At 68.2% G+C, this 19,554-nt stretch carries 16 protein-coding genes and 1 riboswitch; of the genes, 9 read left to right on the top strand and 7 right to left on the bottom strand.

The genetic code is table 11. The features are described from left to right. Nucleotides 1-3: 3 nt before the first annotated feature. Both ACFORO_RS16935 and ACFORO_RS16940 read right to left on the bottom strand, forming a co-directional pair. A complete protein-coding gene (locus ACFORO_RS16935; protein WP_067576886.1) occupies nt 4-318 on the bottom strand; it encodes a DMT family transporter in 315 nt (104 codons plus the stop codon). A 33-nt stretch (nt 319-351) separates the two neighbouring features. Next, nucleotides 352-413: riboswitch (guanidine-III (ykkC-III) riboswitch) on the bottom strand. A gap of 50 nt (nt 414-463) precedes the next feature. Further along, the gene (locus ACFORO_RS16940) at nt 464-1,228 is read right to left on the bottom strand and encodes a class I SAM-dependent methyltransferase (protein ID WP_377871168.1); all 765 of its coding nucleotides are present in this window, start codon (nt 1,226-1,228) and stop codon (nt 464-466) included. A gap of 82 nt (nt 1,229-1,310) precedes the next feature. Here ACFORO_RS16940 and lysS point away from each other — a divergent pair, with 82 nt between their 5' ends. Both lysS and ACFORO_RS16950 read left to right on the top strand, forming a co-directional pair. Next, the gene (gene lysS / locus ACFORO_RS16945) at nt 1,311-2,819 is read left to right on the top strand and encodes a lysine--tRNA ligase (RefSeq protein WP_377871167.1); all 1,509 of its coding nucleotides are present in this window, start codon (nt 1,311-1,313) and stop codon (nt 2,817-2,819) included. 163 nt (nt 2,820-2,982) lie between these two features. Continuing rightward, on the top strand, nt 2,983-3,336 hold the full coding sequence (locus ACFORO_RS16950; RefSeq protein WP_009084272.1) for a histone-like nucleoid-structuring protein Lsr2: 354 nt from the start codon (nt 2,983-2,985) through the stop codon (nt 3,334-3,336). Between the two features lie 140 nt (nt 3,337-3,476). On the opposite strand, the gene ACFORO_RS16955 is transcribed toward ACFORO_RS16950, so the two are convergent. Further along, nucleotides 3,477-4,304 carry a DUF6597 domain-containing transcriptional factor gene (locus tag ACFORO_RS16955; RefSeq protein ID WP_377871166.1) on the bottom strand — a complete coding sequence of 276 codons (828 nt, stop codon included), beginning with the start codon at nt 4,302-4,304 and terminating at the stop codon, nt 3,477-3,479. A 67-nt stretch (nt 4,305-4,371) separates the two neighbouring features. Between ACFORO_RS16955 and ACFORO_RS16960 the strand changes: the two genes are divergently transcribed. After that, nucleotides 4,372-4,941, top strand: a complete 570-nt coding sequence (locus ACFORO_RS16960; RefSeq protein WP_377871165.1) for a TIGR03086 family metal-binding protein — start codon at nt 4,372-4,374, stop codon at nt 4,939-4,941. Between the two features lie 18 nt (nt 4,942-4,959). On the opposite strand, the gene ACFORO_RS16965 is transcribed toward ACFORO_RS16960, so the two are convergent. Beyond that, nucleotides 4,960-5,775: a (2Fe-2S)-binding protein gene (locus ACFORO_RS16965; RefSeq protein ID WP_377896581.1), complete on the bottom strand. Its 816-nt coding sequence runs from the start codon at nt 5,773-5,775 to the stop codon at nt 4,960-4,962. A 368-nt stretch (nt 5,776-6,143) separates the two neighbouring features. Between ACFORO_RS16965 and ACFORO_RS16970 the strand changes: the two genes are divergently transcribed. From ACFORO_RS16970 to ACFORO_RS16980, 3 genes are all read left to right on the top strand, one after another. Beyond that, the gene (locus ACFORO_RS16970; RefSeq protein ID WP_354736155.1) at nt 6,144-8,693 is read left to right on the top strand and encodes an ATP-dependent Clp protease ATP-binding subunit; all 2,550 of its coding nucleotides are present in this window, start codon (nt 6,144-6,146) and stop codon (nt 8,691-8,693) included. Nucleotides 8,694-8,864: 171 nt separating this feature from the next. Continuing rightward, nucleotides 8,865-9,752: a hypothetical protein gene (locus ACFORO_RS16975; RefSeq protein WP_377871163.1), complete on the top strand. Its 888-nt coding sequence runs from the start codon at nt 8,865-8,867 to the stop codon at nt 9,750-9,752. A gap of 138 nt (nt 9,753-9,890) precedes the next feature. After that, nucleotides 9,891-11,684, top strand: a complete 1,794-nt coding sequence (locus ACFORO_RS16980; protein WP_377871162.1) for an Hsp70 family protein — start codon at nt 9,891-9,893, stop codon at nt 11,682-11,684. A 3-nt stretch (nt 11,685-11,687) separates the two neighbouring features. Here the strand turns inward: ACFORO_RS16980 and pcp are convergent, their stop codons facing one another. Together pcp and ACFORO_RS16990 are read right to left on the bottom strand one after the other, a co-directional pair. Further along, nucleotides 11,688-12,293 carry a pyroglutamyl-peptidase I gene (gene pcp / locus ACFORO_RS16985; protein WP_377871161.1) on the bottom strand — a complete coding sequence of 202 codons (606 nt, stop codon included), beginning with the start codon at nt 12,291-12,293 and terminating at the stop codon, nt 11,688-11,690. Next, nucleotides 12,290-13,735, bottom strand: a complete 1,446-nt coding sequence (locus tag ACFORO_RS16990) for a M1 family metallopeptidase (RefSeq protein WP_377871159.1) — start codon at nt 13,733-13,735, stop codon at nt 12,290-12,292. Before ACFORO_RS16990 ends, pcp begins: the two co-directional genes overlap by 4 nt. Nucleotides 13,736-13,881: 146 nt before the next feature. Here ACFORO_RS16990 and ACFORO_RS16995 point away from each other — a divergent pair, with 146 nt between their 5' ends. Further along, the gene (locus tag ACFORO_RS16995; RefSeq protein WP_377871158.1) at nt 13,882-17,052 is read left to right on the top strand and encodes a BTAD domain-containing putative transcriptional regulator; all 3,171 of its coding nucleotides are present in this window, start codon (nt 13,882-13,884) and stop codon (nt 17,050-17,052) included. Nucleotides 17,053-17,142: 90 nt separating this feature from the next. Beyond that, nucleotides 17,143-18,162 (top strand): amidohydrolase family protein, encoded by a 1,020-nt coding sequence (locus ACFORO_RS17000; RefSeq protein WP_377871157.1) that lies wholly within the window; start codon nt 17,143-17,145, stop codon nt 18,160-18,162. Here ACFORO_RS17000 and ACFORO_RS17005 read toward each other — a convergent pair. Further along, on the bottom strand, nt 18,151-18,564 hold the full coding sequence (locus ACFORO_RS17005) for an SRPBCC family protein (protein WP_377871155.1): 414 nt from the start codon (nt 18,562-18,564) through the stop codon (nt 18,151-18,153). The genes ACFORO_RS17000 and ACFORO_RS17005 overlap by 12 nt on opposite strands. A 108-nt stretch (nt 18,565-18,672) precedes the next feature. On the opposite strand from ACFORO_RS17005, the gene ACFORO_RS17010 reads away from it, so the two are divergent. Then, nucleotides 18,673-19,482: a helix-turn-helix domain-containing protein gene (locus tag ACFORO_RS17010; RefSeq protein ID WP_377871154.1), complete on the top strand. Its 810-nt coding sequence runs from the start codon at nt 18,673-18,675 to the stop codon at nt 19,480-19,482. Nucleotides 19,483-19,554 lie beyond the last annotated feature (72 nt).

Genomic DNA, 19,554 nt, shown 5'->3' on the forward strand with positions numbered 1-19,554 from the left:
AGATCAGTGGAACAGTTTCAGCCCGACGACCCCGGCGACAATCAGCACGAGGCAGGTGATCCGGCCGACGGTGAGCGGATCGTTCATCGCGACGATCCCGTACACCGCGGTCCCCACCGCGCCGATGCCGACCCACACCGCATAGCCGGTGCCGAGCGGAATTTCGCGCAAGGAATACGCGAGACCGGACATGCTGAGCAGCAGCGCGCCGCCGAACAGCACGCTCGGCCAGAGCTTGCTGAAGCCTTTCGAGGCGCCGAGCGCCGCGGCCCACACGGTTTCGAGAAATCCGGAAACGACAAGAACGAGCCAGGCCATGATCAAGAACCTTTCGCAGTGACGGATGCGTGCACTGCGCCGTCTTGTCGTCACCGGGTACGACGCGCTCGTCCGGGGCGGAACACCGCCACCTCCGAAATTAGCACCGGACGGACCCGCCGAGGTGGTGATTTCGGTCGCCGCTTCAGCGCCGGCGAGCCCGCAGAACCGTGGTGACCAGCGGGTAATCGAATTCGCCCGTTCCGGCCTCCGGAACAGTTTCCAGGTACGCCCTTGCTTCCGCGAGCAGTCGGTCGCGCTCGTCGGCGGACGCGATCAGCAGATGCGAATGCGTGCCCACGGTCGCCAGCAGCGAGTCGATCGAGCGCCGGTGCGTGTGGGCGAACCGGTCCTGTTCAAACGGGCCGAAGCCGTCCGCGCGCAGCGTTTGCCCGGAGTCGGCGAACCCCCGGTTGATGTCGGTCCGGATCAGCCGGGCGAATTCGCGCACCCACGGCACGGATTCGTCTTCGTGATTCCACAGCGCCACCATGGCCCCGCCAGGCCGCAAGACCCGGCGGATCTGCGCGAACGCCGCCGCCAAATCGAACCAGTGCATGGCCTGGCCGACGAACACCGCGTCGGCCGATTCGTCCGGCAGCGGGATGTCCTCGGCCTTGCCGAGCAGCGCCGGAACGTCGGGCAGCCGCCAGGACAGTTCGGCGAGCATGCCCGGATCGGGTTCCACCGCGGTCACCGCGCGGCCGAGATCGACGAGTCCCTCGGTGAGTTTTCCGGTGCCCGCCGCGAGGTCCAGCACGTCGCGGACCGGCCGGTTCGCTCCGGACATACCCCATTCGAGTGCCGCTCGAGGATAGTCCGGCCGGTGCCGGGCATAGGCGCTCGCCTGGTCCCCGAACGAAGAAGCCCGCCGGGCGTGCAGTTCCGCATCAGTGCCGGGATCGCTCACGAGTAACCACCCTAATACCGTGAGTGCCCCGGAAGGGGAATCCGGTTGACGCGGTTCACCAGCGTGTTCGTACGCTATGGCCATGACCGAATTCCCCGCGTCCGACGCACTGCCCGATGACGACCTGCCCGAACAGATGCGGGTGCGCCGGGACAAGCGCGACCGGATAATCGCGGAGGGCGCCGATCCTTACCCGGTAGAGGTTCCGCGTACGCACACTCTCGCGCAGATCCGTGCCGAACATTCCGGTCTCGAAGCCGACACCAGCACCGGTCAGTCGGTCGGCGTCACCGGTCGCGTCATGTTTCTCCGCAATACGGGCAAACTGTGTTTCGCCACTCTTCGTGAGGGCGACGGCACAGAACTGCAGGCGATGCTGAGCCTCGCGCAGGTCGGGCCCGAGTCTCTCGCTTCGTGGAAGTCCGATGTCGATCTCGGCGACCACGTATTCGTGCACGGCGAGGTGATCACCTCGAAGCGCGGCGAGCTTTCCGTACTGGCCGAGCACTGGCAGATCGCGGCGAAGTCGCTGCGCCCGCTGCCGGTGGCGTTCAAGGAGCTGGCCGAGGAAACGCGAATCCGCCAGCGTTATGTCGATCTGATTATGCGGCCGAAGGCGCGCGACGTGGTGCGCACGCGTGCCGGCGTGATGCGTTCGCTGCGGGAGTCGTTCCACGGCCGGGGATTCACCGAGGTCGAGACGCCGATGCTGCAGACGCTGCACGGCGGTGCCGCGGCCCGGCCGTTCGTCACGCATTCCAACGCCTTCGACCTCGAGCTGTTCCTGCGCATCGCGCCGGAGCTGTACCTCAAGCGCTGCGTGGTCGGCGGGATCGAGAAGGTTTTCGAGATCAACCGGAACTTCCGTAACGAGGGCAGCGACTCCTCGCACTCGCCGGAGTTCGCGATGCTCGAGTACTACGAGGCGTACGCCACTTACGACACGAATGCCGTGATGACCCGCGAACTCATCCAGGAGGCCGCGGAGAACGTGCTCGGCACCCAGGTCGTCACTCTCGCCGACGGAACCGAGTACGACCTTTCCGGCGAATGGACGACACTCGGCATGTACGAGTCGCTCTCGGAAGCACTCGGCGAGGAAGTGACGCCGGATACTCCCGCCGAAGCACTGCACAAGATCGCCGCCGCGCGCGAGATCGAGGTGGATCCCAAGCTAGCGCACGGCAAACTTGTCGAAGAACTGTGGGAACATCTCGTCGGCGACGGACTGCACGCGCCCACATTTGTCCGGGATTTCCCGCTCGAGACCTCGCCGCTCACCCGGCAGCACCGCAGCCGCGAGGGGGTGGCCGAGAAGTGGGACCTGTACGTGCGCGGTTTCGAACTCGCGACCGGATACTCCGAGCTGGTGGATCCGGTGGTGGAACGGCAGCGGCTCACCGAACAGGCGCGGCTCGGGGCCGCCGGGGATAGCGAGGCGATGCGTCTCGACGAGGATTTCCTCCGCGCGCTCGAGTACGGAATGCCGCCGAGCGGCGGGGTCGGAATGGGGATCGACCGGCTGCTCATGGCTCTGACCGGGCTCGGTATCCGGGAGACGATCCTCTTCCCGCTCGTGCGACCTGAATAGGACACCGTTCGCCGCACCGGTCGAGATTTCCTCAATGCGGATTTGCCTACGGCCGGACAAGCGGGTATTAATATGGGTGTCAAAGACTTCTGTAGCTCGGGGCTTGCCCCGAAACCAGATCATGTAGCCAGATCATTCGGGTAAGCCCCGCAGGAGGAATCAGATGGCACAGAAGGTGCTTGTCTCTCTGGTCGACGACCTCGACGGCAGTGAGGCGGAAGAGACCGTTGAGTTCGGTTTGGACGGTGTGAGCTACCAGATCGACCTGTCGGGCGAAAACGCCGAGGAGTTGCGGGACGCGCTGGCGCAGTATGTCGAGCACGCCCGCCGTGCCGGCGGCCGCAAGCGCGCGCCGCTGCGTCCGGTCGCGGGCGGCAAGTCCCCGGCCCGCCCGGCCGCGGTCGACCGCGAGCAGAACCAGGCGATTCGCGCGTGGGCCCGCAAGAACGGTTTCCAGGTTTCCGACCGCGGGCGCATCCCGTCGGAGGTCGTCGAGGCTTACCACAAGAAGAACTGACCGGGCATTTCCGGAACTCGCGGATGCGGTCCTCCGGTTAGCGAACCGGGAGAACGCACCGCGGCGGAGACGGGGGTCTTCGCACTCTGCACGCCAAACGGCCGTCGGGAACATTCCCGGCGGCCGTTTGGCGTTCGGTATTAGTTTCCCGGCTTTGCGCCGTCCGGCGTGCACGAGATCAGCCGGCGGGCGGAACGGGCGTACTCCGCGGGAGGGGCTCCGGTCACCGCGCGGAAATCGCGGATGAAGTGAGGTTGGTCGCTATAGCCCAGCCGAGTCGCCAGATCCGCGTAATCCGGAGCGGCCGGTGCGGCCAGTAACCGGGCGGCTTCGTTCAGGCGATAAATCCGGATCGCCCACTTCGGCGTTGTTCCGACGTGCTCGGCGAACAACCGCTGCACTGCCCGGACCGACAGCCCGAGTGCCGCCGCCAGTTCCGCGACCCTGGTGATCTCGGGATCCGCGGCGATTGTTTCCACCGCCTCGGCGGCGACCCGGGCGCCCGGGAGAATGGGGCGAGGGCGTGCGATCAGCAAGTTGTCGATTGCAGTGATCATTTCCGCGTCCGTTTCCGCATTCCGGACGGCTTTTTCAGCGACCGCGGCGGCGCGCCCGAAGATCGCGGCCACGTCCTCCGCGCGATCGGCGAGGGTGCGCACCGGGGCGTCGAGGAACGGGCGGAAACAGCCGGGCCGGATCCTGGCCCCGATCCCGTGCACGCGTCCGCTGAGCCGATGCGTGAAAAGCCGGTGCGCCGGACCGTAAACGCCGCACGCGCCGGGGAAGAACGTCACGTGTACCGACAGATTCGGAAGCACGTGCTGTTCATGGGGTTCGGTCAGGTCCCAGCGCAGTATCCAGTGGTGTTCCACGAAATCGCGCAGTTCCGGGGCGGGCGGATGCCGGGTGATGGTGAACTTGGTGCGAGCCGTCCGCTCGTTCAGGATGCCGCTCGGGATCCGCCGCATGGCTGAAACGCTAGTGCGTCGCGTAATTTCAAGACGGCCGCCGCACCAGCGTGGTTGGCTCGGGCGCATGTCGAATCACTCCGGACTGCTCGCCCCGTCCGCCGCCGAACTGCGGCGCGTCGCGGCTGCCGCCCCTTCGCTGACCGCGCCCACCGCATGCGCGGACTACGACGTTCGCGGCCTTCTCAACCACCTTTTCTACTGGGGCCCGTGGCTCGCCGCCGCTATCCGGCACGAGCCTTACGAACCGCCCGCGCCGAGCGAAGCCGAAGCCTCGCTCGTCGGCGACGATTGGCCGAAGGCGCTCGAAGCGTTGACCGACCACGTTGTCGCCGCGCTCACTCCGCCGGAGGCGTGGACCGGCACCATCACCTTCGGCGGATCCGAACTGCCCGCCGCGGTCGTCGGAGACATGGTGCTCGGCGAATTCGTCGTGCACGCCTGGGATCTCACGCGGGCGAGCGGCACCGAGCTGAACTGTTCGGACGAAGCGGCTGAAGTGGTTCTCGCGTTCGCAGCCGGAATGGGCGAGGAGGCTCGCAAGGGCGGCGTTTTCGGACCCGAAGTCGCGGTGCCGGAAACCGCGCCGGTGCTGCACCGGGCGCTCGGCGCGACGGGCCGGGACCCGTACGCCTGATATTTCACTCGATGGAGATCAACGAGGGCAGGTTCGCGGACAGCTTTCGCACTCCGCTTCCCCGGGCAGGAGATAGGAGAAGCAGCAGCTCTCCCGACGGCGCTCCCAAGCCCGGCGTCCGTCCTCGTTGATCCCCATGCGCAAGGTGGACGCCGAGGTCAGCGGGCTGTACTGCGCGTCGAGCACCAGTGCGGCGTCCGCGACGCCAGCGCCTTCGGCCTCGGCTGTCCCGCCTTGTTTGCCCACCCGCCACAGCGCGCCGTCCAGCGCGTCTGTGGCGGCCGCCCAGAGCATGCGGCGGCCGAGCCGGGTGCCAGGGGCGTAGGCGCGGACGAAGCGGGCAGCGTGGCCGACGAACTGCGCGCGCAGCACCGCGGCCAGCGCGCGTTCATCGCGCACGACGGTGGCCTCTGGGCGGACGCTGCCCGGGTCTGTCGGCAGACAGTAGAAAGCGTCGCTGAGGACGGCCATGCCCTCAGGATGCGGCCGGTCGGGGCCGAGGCCGAACGCGAGCTGCTCCGGCTTCAGCGACGGCACGCGACGCTCGTGGTGCAGCAGCAACGCGCCCACGTACGCGGGGACGTACAGGTACCAAGACATCACGTAGCTGGCTGCGGTCCGCGCCGGTGCGATGCCGTGCCGGTCGAGGAGCCAGTCGCTCAGCCGGGAGCGCCACGCGACGAACAGCGCGGGCTGTTCCAGGAGGTCAGCGCAGCGAAACCAGTCCTCGGGGACATCGCGGCGCAGGTCGTGCCGGGCGCTGGCGCGCAGCAGGGAGGACGCGAGCCCGTCGCCGATCTCGCGGGCGTCGTCGCGCGAGCGCTGCGGGTTCACCCGGCTCACCCCCGTCCTGATCTTGATTAGGCGTGCCTAACCTTACATACGAGAGAGGATTGCGCCAATCGGGTGGCCACGGACTGAGACCACCCGGACGCGCGGGGGTGTTCGCGCTGAGCGGACAGGGGTGCCCGGGCGGAATCCTGATCCGGTCCCGTACGTTCGAGAGGGAGTAAAGGTGCAGCGCAACCGGATGAGCAGCGGTGACCGACCGGGTCGCCGTCCGGGTGCGAACGGGCCGCCGGAAGCCGTAGTGGTACGCAAGCGCGACCGCTTGGCTACTAGAGTGGTCTCACGGTGCTGTCCGCCGTGGACGCGATCCACGGAGGTTACGGGCCGCCGACGCAGCAGTCGAGGGAGTGCGCATGTTTGAGAGGTTCACCGACCGCGCGAGGCGGGTGGTCGTCCTGGCCCAAGAAGAGGCCCGGATGCTCAACCACAACTACATCGGCACCGAGCACATCCTCCTGGGTCTGATCCACGAGGGTGAGGGTGTCGCCGCCAAGGCGCTGGAGTCGCTGGGCATCGCCCTCGAGGGCGTGCGCCAGCAGGTCGAGGAGATCATCGGCCAGGGCCAGCAGGCGCCGAGCGGGCACATCCCGTTCACGCCGCGGGCGAAGAAGGTGCTTGAGCTGTCGCTGCGCGAGGCGCTGCAGCTCGGCCACAACTACATCGGCACGGAGCACATCCTGCTCGGCCTGATCCGCGAGGGCGAGGGCGTCGCCGCCCAGGTGCTCGTGAAGCTGGGCGCGGACCTCAACCGGGTCCGCCAGCAGGTGCTGCAGCTCCTGTCGGGCTACCAGACCGGCGAGAAGTCCACCGAGAGCGGCTCCGGCCGCGGCGAGGGCACGCCGTCCTCCTCGCTGGTGCTCGACCAGTTCGGCCGCAACATGACCGTGCTCGCCCGCGAGGGCAAGCTCGACCCGGTCATCGGGCGCGGCAAGGAGATCGAGCGGGTCATGCAGGTGCTGTCGCGGCGCACCAAGAACAACCCGGTGCTCATCGGCGAGCCGGGCGTCGGCAAGACCGCCGTCGTCGAGGGGCTGGCGCAGAGCATCGTCAAGGGCGAGGTGCCCGAGACGCTCAAGGACAAGCAGCTCTACACCCTCGACCTCGGCTCGCTGGTCGCGGGCTCGCGGTACCGCGGTGACTTCGAAGAGCGCCTGAAGAAGGTGCTCAAGGAGATCAAGACCCGCGGCGACATCATCCTGTTCATCGACGAGCTGCACACGCTCGTCGGCGCGGGCGCGGCCGAGGGCGCGATCGACGCGGCGTCGATCCTGAAGCCGATGCTGGCCCGCGGCGAACTGCAGACGATCGGCGCGACCACGCTCGAGGAGTACCGCAAGTACATCGAGAAGGACGCCGCGCTGGAGCGCCGCTTCCAGCCGATCCAGGTGGGCGAGCCGTCGCTCGAGCACACGATCGAGATCCTGAAGGGCCTGCGCGACCGGTACGAGGCGCACCACCGCGTCTCGATCACCGACTCGGCGCTGGTCGCGGCCGCCACGCTGGCCGACCGCTACATCAACGACCGGTTCCTGCCGGACAAGGCGATCGACCTGATCGACGAGGCCGGCGCCCGGATGCGCATCCGCCGGATGACCGCGCCGCCGGACCTGCGCGAGTTCGACGAGAAGATCGCCGACGTCCGCCGGGACAAGGAGTCCGCGATCGACGCGCAGGACTTCGAGCGGGCCGCGCGCCTTCGCGACGAGGAGAAGCAGCTCCTCGGCCAGAAGGGCGAGCGCGAGAAGCAGTGGAAGGACGGCGACCTCGACGTCGTCGCCGAGGTGGACGACGAGCAGATCGCGGAGGTGCTGGCCAACTGGACCGGCATCCCGGTGTTCAAGCTCACCGAGGAGGAGACCACCCGGCTGCTGCGCATGGAGGACGAGCTCCACAAGCGCATCATCGGCCAGGAGGACGCGGTCAAGGCCGTCTCCCAGGCGATCCGCCGTACGCGTGCGGGTCTGAAGGACCCGAAGCGCCCGTCCGGTTCGTTCATCTTCGCCGGCCCGTCCGGTGTCGGTAAGACGGAGCTGTCGAAGGCGCTGGCGGCGTTCCTGTTCGGCGAGGACGACGCGCTCATCCAGATCGACATGGGCGAGTTCCACGACCGCTACACCGCTTCGCGGCTGTTCGGCGCCCCTCCGGGCTACGTCGGTTACGAAGAGGGCGGGCAGCTGACCGAGAAGGTGCGGCGCAAGCCGTTCTCGGTGGTGCTTTTCGACGAGATCGAAAAGGCGCACCAGGAGATCTACAACACCCTCCTGCAGGTGCTCGAAGACGGCCGCCTCACCGACGGCCAGGGCCGTACGGTCGACTTCAAGAACACCGTGCTGATCTTCACCTCGAACCTGGGCACCTCGGACATCTCGAAGTCCGTGAGCCTCGGCTTCTCCTCCGGAGCGGATACGGCGAACCGCTACGAGAAGATGAAGCAGAAGGTCAACGAGGAAATGAAGAAGCATTTCCGCCCGGAGTTCCTGAACCGGATCGACGACATCATCGTCTTCCACCAGCTCAACCAGGAACAGATCATCCAGATGGTGGACCTGATGATCGGCCGGGTCGAGACGCAGCTCAAGGCCAAGGACATGGAGATCGAGCTCACCGAAAAGGCGAAGGCGCTGCTGGCCAAGCGCGGCTTCGACCCGGTGCTCGGCGCCCGGCCGCTGCGCCGCACGATCCAGCGCGAGATCGAGGACCAGCTGTCGGAGAAGATCCTCTTCGGCGAGGTCGAAGCGGGTCAGATCATCGTGGTCGACGTCGAGGGCTGGAGCGGCAACCCGGAGGACCGCGACGACGAGGCGCACTTCACCTTCCGCGGTGAGAAGCGTCCGTCCTCGGTCCCCGACGCCCCGCCGGTGAGCATCGGCGCCGCGGAAAACGGCGAGTCCGAGAACGAGTGAATTAGCTAGCGAAAAAGGGCGGCTCCCAGCTTTGGGGGCCGCCCTTTTTCTCTATTGTCTTGTGTTATGGGGTCTTCTTCTTCGAGAATCTCGCAGCACGCCGCGGCGAGCACCGCGCTTTCGCTGCTGAGCGACCGCCAGCTCACCGAGCGGCTGGAGGCAGCTGAAGTCGTGTCTGAGGGAATCGGCGGCACCGGTGCCCGGCTGGACGTCGACGGGGTACCGGTGTTCGCGAAGCGGGTGCCGCTTACCGCGCTGGAACGGCAGCATCCGCATTCCACGGCCAATCTGTATGGCCTGCCTGCCTTTTGCCATTACGGCCTCGGTTCGCCGGAGGGCTCGGCTTGGCGGGAGCTGGCGCTGCATGCGATGGCCAACGGCTGGGTCCTGAGCGGTCAGTGCGAGAATTTCCCGTTGCTGCACCATTGGCGAGTACTGCCGGTTCTCTCGGGCCGGGTGCCGGATCGTCCGTTGGAAGAGGACGTCGAGTACTGGGGCGGTTCTTCCGCGGTCCGCCGGAGGCTCACGGAGCTGCGGGACGCTTCGTCGAGCGTTGTGCTGTTCTGCGAGTATTTCCCGACTAACTTGCACCGTTGGCTGCCAGGTCATTTGGATCAGGCTGAACGTGTTGCGGCACAGGTCGGCGAGACGCTCTCGTTCCTTCGTGCGCAGGGGGTCCTGCACTTCGACAACCACTTCGAGAATTTCCTGACCGATGGCGATCGGTTTGCGCTGACTGATTTTGGCCTGGCATTCGCGCGCCGGTTCGATTTGACCGAGGAGGAGCTGGCGTTCGCCGAGCTGAATGCGGAGCATGACCGGGCTTATGGGTCGATGTATGTGGTGAACTGGCTGGTGACCGAGGTGTGCGGGACCTGGGACCGAGCCAGCCGCCTGGCCGCGGTGCGCCGTGCGGCTGCTGGGGAGCTTGCGTTGCCTTCGCCGATCGCTGAGGTGGTCGCGAGTCATGCGGCGGTGGCGGTGGCGATGAACGACTTTTATACGCGGCTTCAGGAGGACCGGGAGACGCGTTTTCCGGCGGAGCTCTTCGCGGGGTAGCTCGCGGTTACTGAGACCGGAAGCAGCCGGCGGATGCTGTTTGCGTCTCCCAGGCATGTTGGTCGACGGCACGGTCTCTCCGCTTCTGTCATCCCTGCCCATGAGACGATGCCGTGGGGTTTTGGGGAGGGGAACTGCGTGGACGTCCTGTCGATCGACTTCGGTACTTCCAGCACGGTTGGCGTCTTGGCTGCCTTCGGACGCGGCCCGCGGGCCATTGAGGTCGACGGGTCGGTCACCATGTCTTCCGCGGTTTACGCGGAGGAGGACGGGCGGCTCGTCGTCGGGCAGGACGCGGAGCGGCGGGCTCGGCTGGATCCCAGCCGGTTCGAGCCGAATCCCAAGCGGCGCATTGACGACGGCGAGTTGCTGCTCGGGGATCGGCCGGTGCCGGTGGTCGACGCCTTTGCCGCGGTATTGCGGCGGATGGGCGAGGAGGCCGAGCGGCAGCTTTCCGGGGTGCCGGACGAAGTGAGGGTGTCGCATCCGGCTGGGTGGGGCGCGCAGCGGCAGCAGACTCTTCGGGCGGCGGCGGGGAAAGCCGGGTTCGGGCAGGTGCGGCTGGTGCCGGAGCCGGTCGCGGCGGCGGCGCATTACGCGACCTTGCGCGAGCAGGGGGCGCCTAGCGGGCCGATCGCGGTGTACGACCTTGGTGCGGGCACCTTTGATTGCGCGGTCGTCGGCGCGGGTACCGCGGTGTTGGCGGAGGACGGGTTGCCGGATCTCGGCAGCCTGGACATCGACCAAGCCCTGCTGGTCCATATCGGACGGTCGGTGTCGCACGCGGATCCGGCGCAGTGGCAGCGGCTTCTCCGGCCGCAGACGACCAGCGATCGACGGTTGCGGCGGGTGTTGCTCCAGGACGTCCGCGACGCCAAGGAAAGCCTTTCCCGGCACGCGCACACCGAGGTGCCGATGCCGGATCCGTTCGGCGACGTTCTCGTCACCCGTGCCGAACTGGAAGCGTTGGTGCGGCCGAATCTGTTGCGCAGCGCCGAGATGCTCGCGGCGACGATCGCGCGGGCCGGGCTCACTCCGGATCGGCTCGGTGGCGTCTATCTGGTCGGCGGGCCCAGCCGGATGCCGTTGCTGGCCTCGTTGGTCGGGTCGACGCTCGGGGTGGTGCCTACTACTGAGGACCAGCCGGAGACGGCGGTCGCGTTCGGGTTGCATCACGTGCCGGTGGACGAGCGTCCGGCGGCACCAGCACCACTGCCAACCCCGGCACCGGCATCCTGGCCGCCCGTCCAGCAGCAGCCCGGTCCAGTCCGGCAAGTCGGCCCCATGCGGCCCGGCTTGCCCCAACGGCCACCCATGCCGCCGCCCGGATGGCAGCAACCGCAAAAGAAGTCCCGCAAACCCCTCGTGATCGGTGCGATCGCCCTGACCGTGCTCGTCGTCGCGGGAATCGTGACCGCCGTCCTCGCCACCAACCGCGACGACACACCTGCCGCGAATCAACCGGCCAGCGCGTCCAACACGGCCACCTGCGCCGGTTCACAACCAGCGCTCCCCGGCGAAAACGGCCTCACCAAGTGCATGCGCCGCCTGTCCGGTCCGACCATCCAAACCCGCGCCACCTGCTCAGACGACCCGGAACTGGCGAAGGCCCTCGGCGCACTGCGTACCGCGCTGTGCCGCTTCCCGGACAAGACGACGGTCGCGTTCCACGAAGGACTCACCCTCGCCCAGGTCGAGCCGGGAGCGCGCAAGGACATGACCGGTCGCGTCGAGACCGACACCTGGCGCACCCGCACGGGACTGAGCGGCCGTTACGTCGCGGGTGTCGGACCGAAGCTGGGCCTGCTGATCTATCAGGCCGACGGCATCCCCGTGGTCGGCACGGTGATGGACACCAGCCCGTCGCACACGAGCCGCAGGCCGCAGGATCTGGTGCAGTACTTCCAACAGACCGTGCAGCCCGGCGAGTAAAGCTCAGTGCAGCGTGCCCGCTGAGGTCGTGACGTCCTCGTCCACGGTCAGCGCGGTGTCCACCACGATCTCGAGCGCACGCGCGATCGAGCCCAGCGGCATCCGGGACTCCTCCGGCACGTGCACGAAACCGCCGCGCAGCGCGGGAAACTCCGTCGCGATCAGGTGCATCAGGCCGTAGAAGACTTGATTGCACACATAGGTCCCGGCGGTGTACGACACGGCGGCGGGCAGTCCCGCCGACTCGATCGCCGCGACCGTCGCTTTCACCGGCAGCGTGGTGAAGTACGCGGAGGGCCCGTCCGGAACCACCGGCACGTCGACCGGTTGCGCACCGGCGTTGTCCGGGATCCGGGCGTCGATCAGGTTGATCGCCACTCGTTCCGGCGTGACGCCCTCGCGTCCGCCGGCGAGCCCGGCGCACACGACCAGTTCCGGCCGGTGCGCCAGGATCGCGGCGCGCAGCGCCGGCAGCGACGCGTCGAACTCGCACGGCAGCTCTGCCGCCACCGTGTCCGTCCGCCGCGCCGCTGCCAGCGAAGCCGCCTGCCAAGAAGGATTCGACGCCGCTCCGTCAAAGGGCGCGAACCCGGTCAGCAGAACCGTCACTTCGCGGCCGGTTTGAGGTCGCCCGGGTAAAGGAACTCGTCGGACGGCTTGCCGTTGCCGTAGATCCACGCGTCGAAGAAGCCCTGAAGGTCCATGCCGGACACCTTCTCACAGTACTTCTGGAACTCCTGCATGCTCGCGTTCCCGTTGTGGTGCACGGTGTTCCAGGTCTTGAGCACCTGATCGAACGCGTCCTGTCCCAGGTACTTGCTGAGCGCGTGCAGCATGACCGGGCCCTTGGAGTACACGTAGGTGAACTCGTGGCCGGGCCCCATGTCGTACAGCTTGCCCGCCCAGAACGAATCGCCTGCCGACGCGACCGCGTCGAGGTACCGGGCATCGAGGTCCTGGCCGTTCTTCTGCGCCCACAGCCAGGTCGCGTAGGACGCGAAGCATTCGTTGAGGCAGACGTCCTTCCAGTGGTCCACGGCGACGGTGTCGCCCCACCACTGGTGCGCGTTCTCGTGCACGATCGTGCCGATGTTGCCCGCGCGGCCGGAGTAGATCGGGCGGCTCATCGTCTCGAGCGAGAACCCGATCGGCTCAGTCAGGTAGATGCCGCCAGCGGCGTCCACCGGGTACTTGCCGAACTTCGATTCGAGGAAGTCGATGACCTCCGGAAGCTGGGCGTCGGCCTGCTTGGTGGCGTCCGAGGTGCCCGGCGCGTACGCGCTGACGATCGGGGTGCCGTCCTCGCGCTTGCGCTTGTTGAAGGTCCACTTGTCGATCGCGACCGTGGTCATGTACGACGCGGTCGGGGTGTCCTCCGCCCAGACGTGCGTGGTGCCCGCGCGCGTCCGGTACGAGCCGACCTCGCGGCCGTTGGAGATCACGCCCCATTCGCTCGGGACGGTGATCGACAGCCGGAACCGGGCCTTGTTGCGCGGGGTGTCGTTGACCGGGTACCAGGTGGTGGCCGACCTCGGCTCGCCCGCCGCGAACGCGCCGCCGGACTTGGTGAACTGCCAGCCGTTCTTGCCGAGGTTCGGGTCTTCGATCGCCACCGGAACGCCGTGATAGGCGACCTCGGTGGTGAACGGCAGGCCTTTCCACAGCGGCGTCTTCGGCGTGATCACGAGTTCGTGGTCGCCGGTGCGGGTGAACTTCGCGGGCGCGCCGTTGACGCGGACCGAGTCGACGGTGAGGCCGCGCAGGTCGAGGTCGAACGAGCTGAGCGACTGGGTCGCCCGCGCGTGGACCGTCTGGAGACCGGCGAGCTGATGGGTGTCCGGGGCGTAGTTGACCTTGAGGTCGTAGTCGGAGACCTCGTACCCGCCGTTGCCGTCCTGGGGGTAGTAGCTGTCCCCGGCGCCGTCCGAACCGGGGGTCGGCCGGTCCCAGCCGTTCTGTCCGGCCGACGCGATTCCAGTGCCGAGCGTCAATGCGGTGAGGGTGGCTGCGACGGTCACTGCCGGGCGACGCCAGCGGTGCAGTGCTCTCATGGGCGCTCCTGTGTCTGCGTGTGAATCCTCCGCAACGTAGCGCCGGGAAGGCATGGAGTAACCGCAAGGTGGGCAGATTGTCTCGAAAGTCCACACTTCCGTCGGGCCCCGGCACGGTGTGGCCGTCGTCTGGAAAGCTGGACCTCATGCGCGTCGCGCTGCTGGGCCCGCTGCGAGCGGAGGGGGAGGACGGCACGCCGATCGACATCGGCGGAGCCCGCCTTCGCATGCTCCTTTCGCGGCTCGCGCTCGACGCCGGTCGCGCGGTGCCCGCCGAGGCTTTGATCGACGGTCTGTGGGGCGCGGAACCCCCGGCTGACGCGGCTAACGCGCTCCAGTCGCTCGTCTCGCGGCTGCGTCGCGCGCTGCGGCCGGCGGAGGTCGAATTGGAGTCCGTCAACGGCGGTTACCGGCTCGCGGTGCCGCCGGAAGCGGTGGATCTCCACCGGTTCGAGCAGTTGTCCGCCGAAGGGCGCCGGGAACTTGCCGCTGGCCGGGACGGTACCGCAGCCGAATCGCTCGCCGCCGCGCTCGCGTTGTGGCGCGGGGCGGCGCTAGCGGACGTGCTGGACGCGCCGTTTGCCGCCGCGCCCGCGACTCTGCTGGAGGAGCGGCGCACGGAGACCAGCGAGGACTGGTTCGAAGCCGAGCTGCGGCTGGGACGGCACGCGGACGTGCTCGCGGAGCTCACCGCGGCCGCGCAGGCGCATCCGTTGCGGGAACGGTTGGCTGGCTTGCGAATCCGTGCGCTTTCCGCCGCCGGACGACAGGCTGACGCGCTCGCCGCGTACTCCGCGATCCGCACGACGCTGGCCGACGAACTGGGTGTCGACCCGTCCGCGGAACTTCAGGAAGTGCACCTGCGTGCGCTGCGCGGCGAGTACACGCCAGTCGCCACGGTGGCGGACCGGTTGCCGCAGCGGCTCACCAGCTTCATCGGCCGCACCGACGAGCTGAAACTGCTGGCCGAACTGCTCGAAGGATCCCGGCTGGTCACGCTCGTCGGCCCGGGCGGTGCCGGCAAGACGCGGCTCGCGACGGAAGCGGCTTCGCGGCACCCGGCGCACTCGCGCGGCCTGGTGTGGTTCGTGCCGCTGGCCGGCGTGCGGGATGCCGAGGACGTGTTGGCCGCGCTGCTCAACGCGCTGGAGGTCCGCGATCTCCGGACGACGGAGACCGACGCGCGCCGTCGGCAGGTCGAGCCGTTCGAGCACGCGGTCGAAGCGCTCAGCGGCGCGGAAGTGTTGCTGGTGCTGGACAACTGCGAACACGTCATCGACACCGCCGCGGAGCTGGCCGAGAACCTGCTGCGGCGGCTGCCGTCGTTGCGCGTGCTCGCGACGAGCCGTGAACCGCTGGCGATCACCGGGGAAGCGTTGTGCCCGCTCGGTCCGCTGCCGGTGCCGGACGAGGCCGCGCCGCCCGCGGACGTCGGCACGCTCGATTCCGTCCGGCTGTTCCTCGACCGCGCGATGGCGGTGCGGCCCGGTTTCCGGCTCGACGAGTCCACAGTGGACGCGGTGCGGCAGATCTGCCGCAGGCTCGACGGAATGCCGCTGGCGCTCGAACTGGCCGCCGCGCGGTTGCGGTCGATGACCGCCGAGCAGATCGCCGAACGCCTCGACGACCGGTTCCGGCTGCTCACCTCCGGCAGCCGGACGGCGTTGCCGCGCCAGCGCACCCTGCGCGCCGTGGTGGAGTGGAGCTGGGACCTGCTGAGCGACGCGGAGGTCCGGCTCGCCCGCAGGCTCGCGGTGTTCGCGGCGAGTTTTTCCGAGGAGGCAGTGGAAAACGTCTGCGCCGACGACGAACTGCCCGCCGGCGACATCGTGTACGTGCTGGGTTCGCTGGTGGAGAAGTCCATTGTGGACGTAGTGGGCCTGCGGTACCGCCTGCTGGAAACCTTGCGCGCCTACGCGACCGAGCGGCTCGCCGAATCCGGCGAGCAGGAGCAGGTGCGGACGGCGATGGTCGCGTACTACGCGGAGCTGGCCCACCGCAACGAACCGTTGCTGCGCGGACGGGACCAGTTGCGGGCGATCGACGTCTACGAGCACGACAGCGACAACTTCACCTCCGCGCTGCGGGCGGCGATCGAATCGGGTGCGGCGGAATCGGCGGCCCAGCTGTTGTTCGGGTTGTTCTGGTATCTCAACATCGTCGGCCTGAACGAGCGGGCCGCGCTGTTCGTCAACGAGGTGCTCGAACTGGGCGACAAGCTGCCGCCGGACGTGGCGGCGAGCCTGCGGTTGAGCCAGGTGCTGATGCTGGCCATGTCCGGTCCGCACGAGAAGGTGAACGTCCCCGAACTGGTCGAGGAATGCGTGCGGACCGGTGCGGCGGAGCGGAATCCGTGGCTGTGGGTCGGGTTGCCGATAGTGGCTTACCTCAACGGCGAACGGGACCTGGCCAGGCGCGAGATTCGCCGGGCTGTCGAGCGGGACGACGTCTGGAGCCGCGCCGCCGGGTACTGGGCGGAGAGCTTCGTCCTCGGCGACACCGGCGATCTCGCGAGCGCGGACCGGGCGCGAGAGCTTGCCCACCAAGGCTTCGCCGAGGTCGGCGACCGCTGGGGCCTCGGCATGACGCACGGTTTCCGGGCCGCGGCGCAATCGCAGTCCGGCGACCACGAAGGGGCGATCGCCGGGTACACCGAGGGCCTGCGGCTGGTGATGGAGCTGCGGTCCAGGGACGACATCGTGCAGCAGTGGTGGCGGCTGGCGATCGAACGTTCGCGCGCCGGCGACCAAGAAGGCGCGTGGCGGGACATGGAAGCCGCCGAACGCTACGCGGCTTCCGGCGGGAACAACGGATTGCGCCTGATCGTGCTGCTCGGCCGTGCTGAGCTGCTGATCCGCGAGAACAACGTGGCCGAGGCGCGCGCGGTCTTCCGGGAAATGAAGTCGGCGCGTGCGACTTGGCCGACGCCGGAGGGTTTCGAGGCGGAATGGCTCGGCACCATCGAGGCCGGTTTGCTGCTCGCCGAAGACCGCCCGGACGAGGCGGAGCCAGCGGTGTTCGAGGTGATCGAGCAGACGGCCAGGCGCTTCGACATGCCGGACCTGGCCGCCATGGTCGAACTGCTGGCGCGGATCCGGTACCGGCAGGGCCGGCTGGAGTCGTCCGCTCGGACGCTGGCGCTGAGCGCGGTGGTGCGCGGACGGTTCGACCTGGGGAGCCCGGAGGTCCGCGAGCTGATCGCCAGCCTGACCCGGGAGCTGGGCGCGGAACGGTACGAGGCGATCGTGGCCGAGACCTCGCGGATGGAACGGGCCGAGGCGATCGAAGAGGTCCGAACGGAGCGCGCACGCGAGTAGGTCGCTATCGGTGATAACCGATCCTTGCTTCCACTGATGTTTCCAGTGATACCATGCATTGGGTATCACTGGAAACATCGAGGAGCTGTCATGCGCATCGTCGCCCTGGAAGAACACGTGGTCCTGCCCGTCCTGCGCGACGCGTGGGCGAAGGCGGGGGTCCAGCCGCACGGCTATCCCGAGGACCACCCGGTCACCAGACGCTTGTGCGACGTCGGCGACGGACGTCTCGCCGACATGGACGAGCAGGGCATCGACGTAGCGGTGTTGTCCCTGTCCACCCCCGGTGTGCAGAACCTTCCGGCCGCCGATGCCGTGCCCGTCGCGCGGGAGGCGAACGATGCCCTCGCTGGAATCGTCGCTGCGAACCCCACGCGATTCCAGGCCTTCGCCGCCCTCCCGACTTCCTCGCCCGAAGCCGCAGCCGGGGAGCTGGAACGCGCGGTCGCCCTGGGCTTCCGCGGCGCGATGCTGTACGGCCGCACCGGCGACAAACTGGCCGACGCACCGGAATTCGACGATCTCTACGCGACTGCCGAACGGCTCCGCGTCCCGCTGCACTTCCATCCCCAAGCTCCCGTGCGAGCGGTTCAGGAGGCGTATTACTCGGGGCTGCCCAACGGCGTCGGGCCAGCGTTGGCGACCGCCGGGCTCGGCTGGTACTACGACCTCGGTGTGCAATACCTGCGGATGATTTTCTCCGGAGTTTTCGACCGGCACCCGGATCTGCAGGTGATCGCCGGGCACTGGGGCGAGGTGGTGCTGTTCTACCTCGACCACGTCGGCTTCCTTCAGGAAATGGCCGGGCTGCGGCAGCCGCTGGCCGACTACTTCCGCCGGAACTTCTGGATCGCGGGCAGCGGTACGGTCAGCGAACGCTACCTGCGCTGGACGGCGGAAGCAGTCGGGACGGAGCGGATGCTCTATTCGACCGACTATCCCTACACCTTCGGCACCCGGCCCGGCGGTTTTCCTTACCTGGACACGAGTGGCGGGGTCGCACGGTCGTTTTTGGAGAAGGCGCCGTTCAGCGAGGACGAGAAAGCGGCCATCGGTTCCGGGAACTGGGAGCGGCTGACCGGCCATCTCGCGGGAGCCTCACTCGGGTGAGCCTAGGTGATCGAGGGTCCGCTTGATCACCTCCAGCCCGGCCGACATCGCTTTGGTCATCGGCGCGGCCAGTTCGTCGGGCAGCACGTCGCGGGTCCACACCAGCCGGCACCGCTGTTCGCCGTCGGCGAGGACCTGCATCGAGGCGTTGTCGTGTTCGGGCTGGACGTCGCCGCCGACGACCGAGTAGACGATCCGGCGTGCGCCATGGTCGACGCCGACCCGCCGTTCCCGGACGACCGTGCCGTCGGCGAAGGTGACGACGCGGCAATCCTCCTCGGGCACGCTGTCCAGTACGAACCCCGGTGCCATCCGCCGAGGACCCGCGGCGAAGTCGCTGATCACCTCCCACACGTCGTCGGCACTGGACTCGAGCACTGCTTCTTCGCGGATGGTCGCCATGTCTCCTGCTTCGTTTTTCGGGCTGTGACAACGGATCCTGCCCGGTCCTGCCCCGTGAGTCTTGAAGATCCTTGCGGAATTGTCAGACCCCCGCCGTAACCTCCGGACGTGCTCTCCTTCGCCGATCTCGCCACTCGCCCGGAGTTCGCCGTCGGGTCGGTGGACTGCCGAGACGATCATCGCGGCTGGTCGGCCGAGCGGCCGCGCGAGGACGTGCGGCTCGTGCTCGTGCGGCGCGGCGGGTTCCGTCGCCGTGTCCGCGGGGTCTGCACGGACCTCGACCGCACCGTCGGTTACCTCGGGATGCCCGGCGAGGAGGAACACTTCGCCCATCCCGTCGGCGGTGACCAGTGCACCTCGATCGCCCTGACGCCCGCGTTCTGGCGCACCCTGGCGGGCGACGCACCGCTGCTGGAGCGCTCAACGCTGTACGTGGACGGCTCACTCGACCTCGCTCATCGTCGGCTCCTCGCCGCCACCCGCGCCGCCGATGCCGACTACGCGGCGACCGAGGGGCTGATCGGCCTGGTAGCCGCGGTGGTTCGGCAGGTCGTGGCCACGGCCGTTCCGGACAGCGACCAGACAGGCGATCGGGCGCTGGCAGCCCAAGCCCGTGCCGCGATCGGCGCCGATCATCCCGCAGCAGCTGGCCTGATTCCGCTGGCAGCCTTGTTGGGCGTCTCGCCCTACCGGCTCAGCCGGGCCTTCACCCGCGAACTGGGAGTGTCGCTGACCCGGTACCGCAACCGCGTGCGCGTAGCCCGTGCGCTGGACCGGCTGGAGGCAGGCGAACCCAGCTTGGCCGCCCTCGCCGCAGACCTCGGGTTCGCCGATCAGGCCCACCTGTGCCGAACCGTGCGGGAACACCTCGGACACCCCCCGACCGCAGTGCGCAGGCTGCTCGCGACAAAAAAGTGAGTGCCTGTGCCCGGCTGTGGAACCCGGACACAGACACTCACTCACAGCGTCCACACCCCCGTGCAGGACGCC

The sequence above is a fragment of the Amycolatopsis halotolerans genome (assembly GCF_042647905.1).
Taxonomy (GTDB): domain Bacteria; phylum Actinomycetota; class Actinomycetes; order Mycobacteriales; family Pseudonocardiaceae; genus Amycolatopsis; species Amycolatopsis halotolerans.

Excerpts from the sequence above, each read along its gene's own strand:
- ACFORO_RS16935 (WP_067576886.1), bottom strand. The coding sequence starts at position 318 with ATGGCCTGGCTCGTTCTTGTCGTTTCCGGATTTCTCGAAACCGTGTGG.
- lysS (WP_377871167.1), top strand. The coding sequence starts at position 1,311 with ATGACCGAATTCCCCGCGTCCGACGCACTGCCCGATGACGACCTGCCC.
- ACFORO_RS16950 (WP_009084272.1), top strand. The coding sequence starts at position 2,983 with ATGGCACAGAAGGTGCTTGTCTCTCTGGTCGACGACCTCGACGGCAGT.
- ACFORO_RS16955 (WP_377871166.1), bottom strand. The coding sequence starts at position 4,304 with ATGCGGCGGATCCCGAGCGGCATCCTGAACGAGCGGACGGCTCGCACC.
- ACFORO_RS16960 (WP_377871165.1), top strand. The coding sequence starts at position 4,372 with ATGTCGAATCACTCCGGACTGCTCGCCCCGTCCGCCGCCGAACTGCGG.
- ACFORO_RS16970 (WP_354736155.1), top strand. The coding sequence starts at position 6,144 with ATGTTTGAGAGGTTCACCGACCGCGCGAGGCGGGTGGTCGTCCTGGCC.
- ACFORO_RS16990 (WP_377871159.1), bottom strand. The coding sequence starts at position 13,735 with ATGAGAGCACTGCACCGCTGGCGTCGCCCGGCAGTGACCGTCGCAGCC.
- ACFORO_RS16995 (WP_377871158.1), top strand. The coding sequence starts at position 13,882 with ATGCGCGTCGCGCTGCTGGGCCCGCTGCGAGCGGAGGGGGAGGACGGC.
- ACFORO_RS17000 (WP_377871157.1), top strand. The coding sequence starts at position 17,143 with ATGCGCATCGTCGCCCTGGAAGAACACGTGGTCCTGCCCGTCCTGCGC.
- ACFORO_RS17005 (WP_377871155.1), bottom strand. The coding sequence starts at position 18,564 with ATGGCGACCATCCGCGAAGAAGCAGTGCTCGAGTCCAGTGCCGACGAC.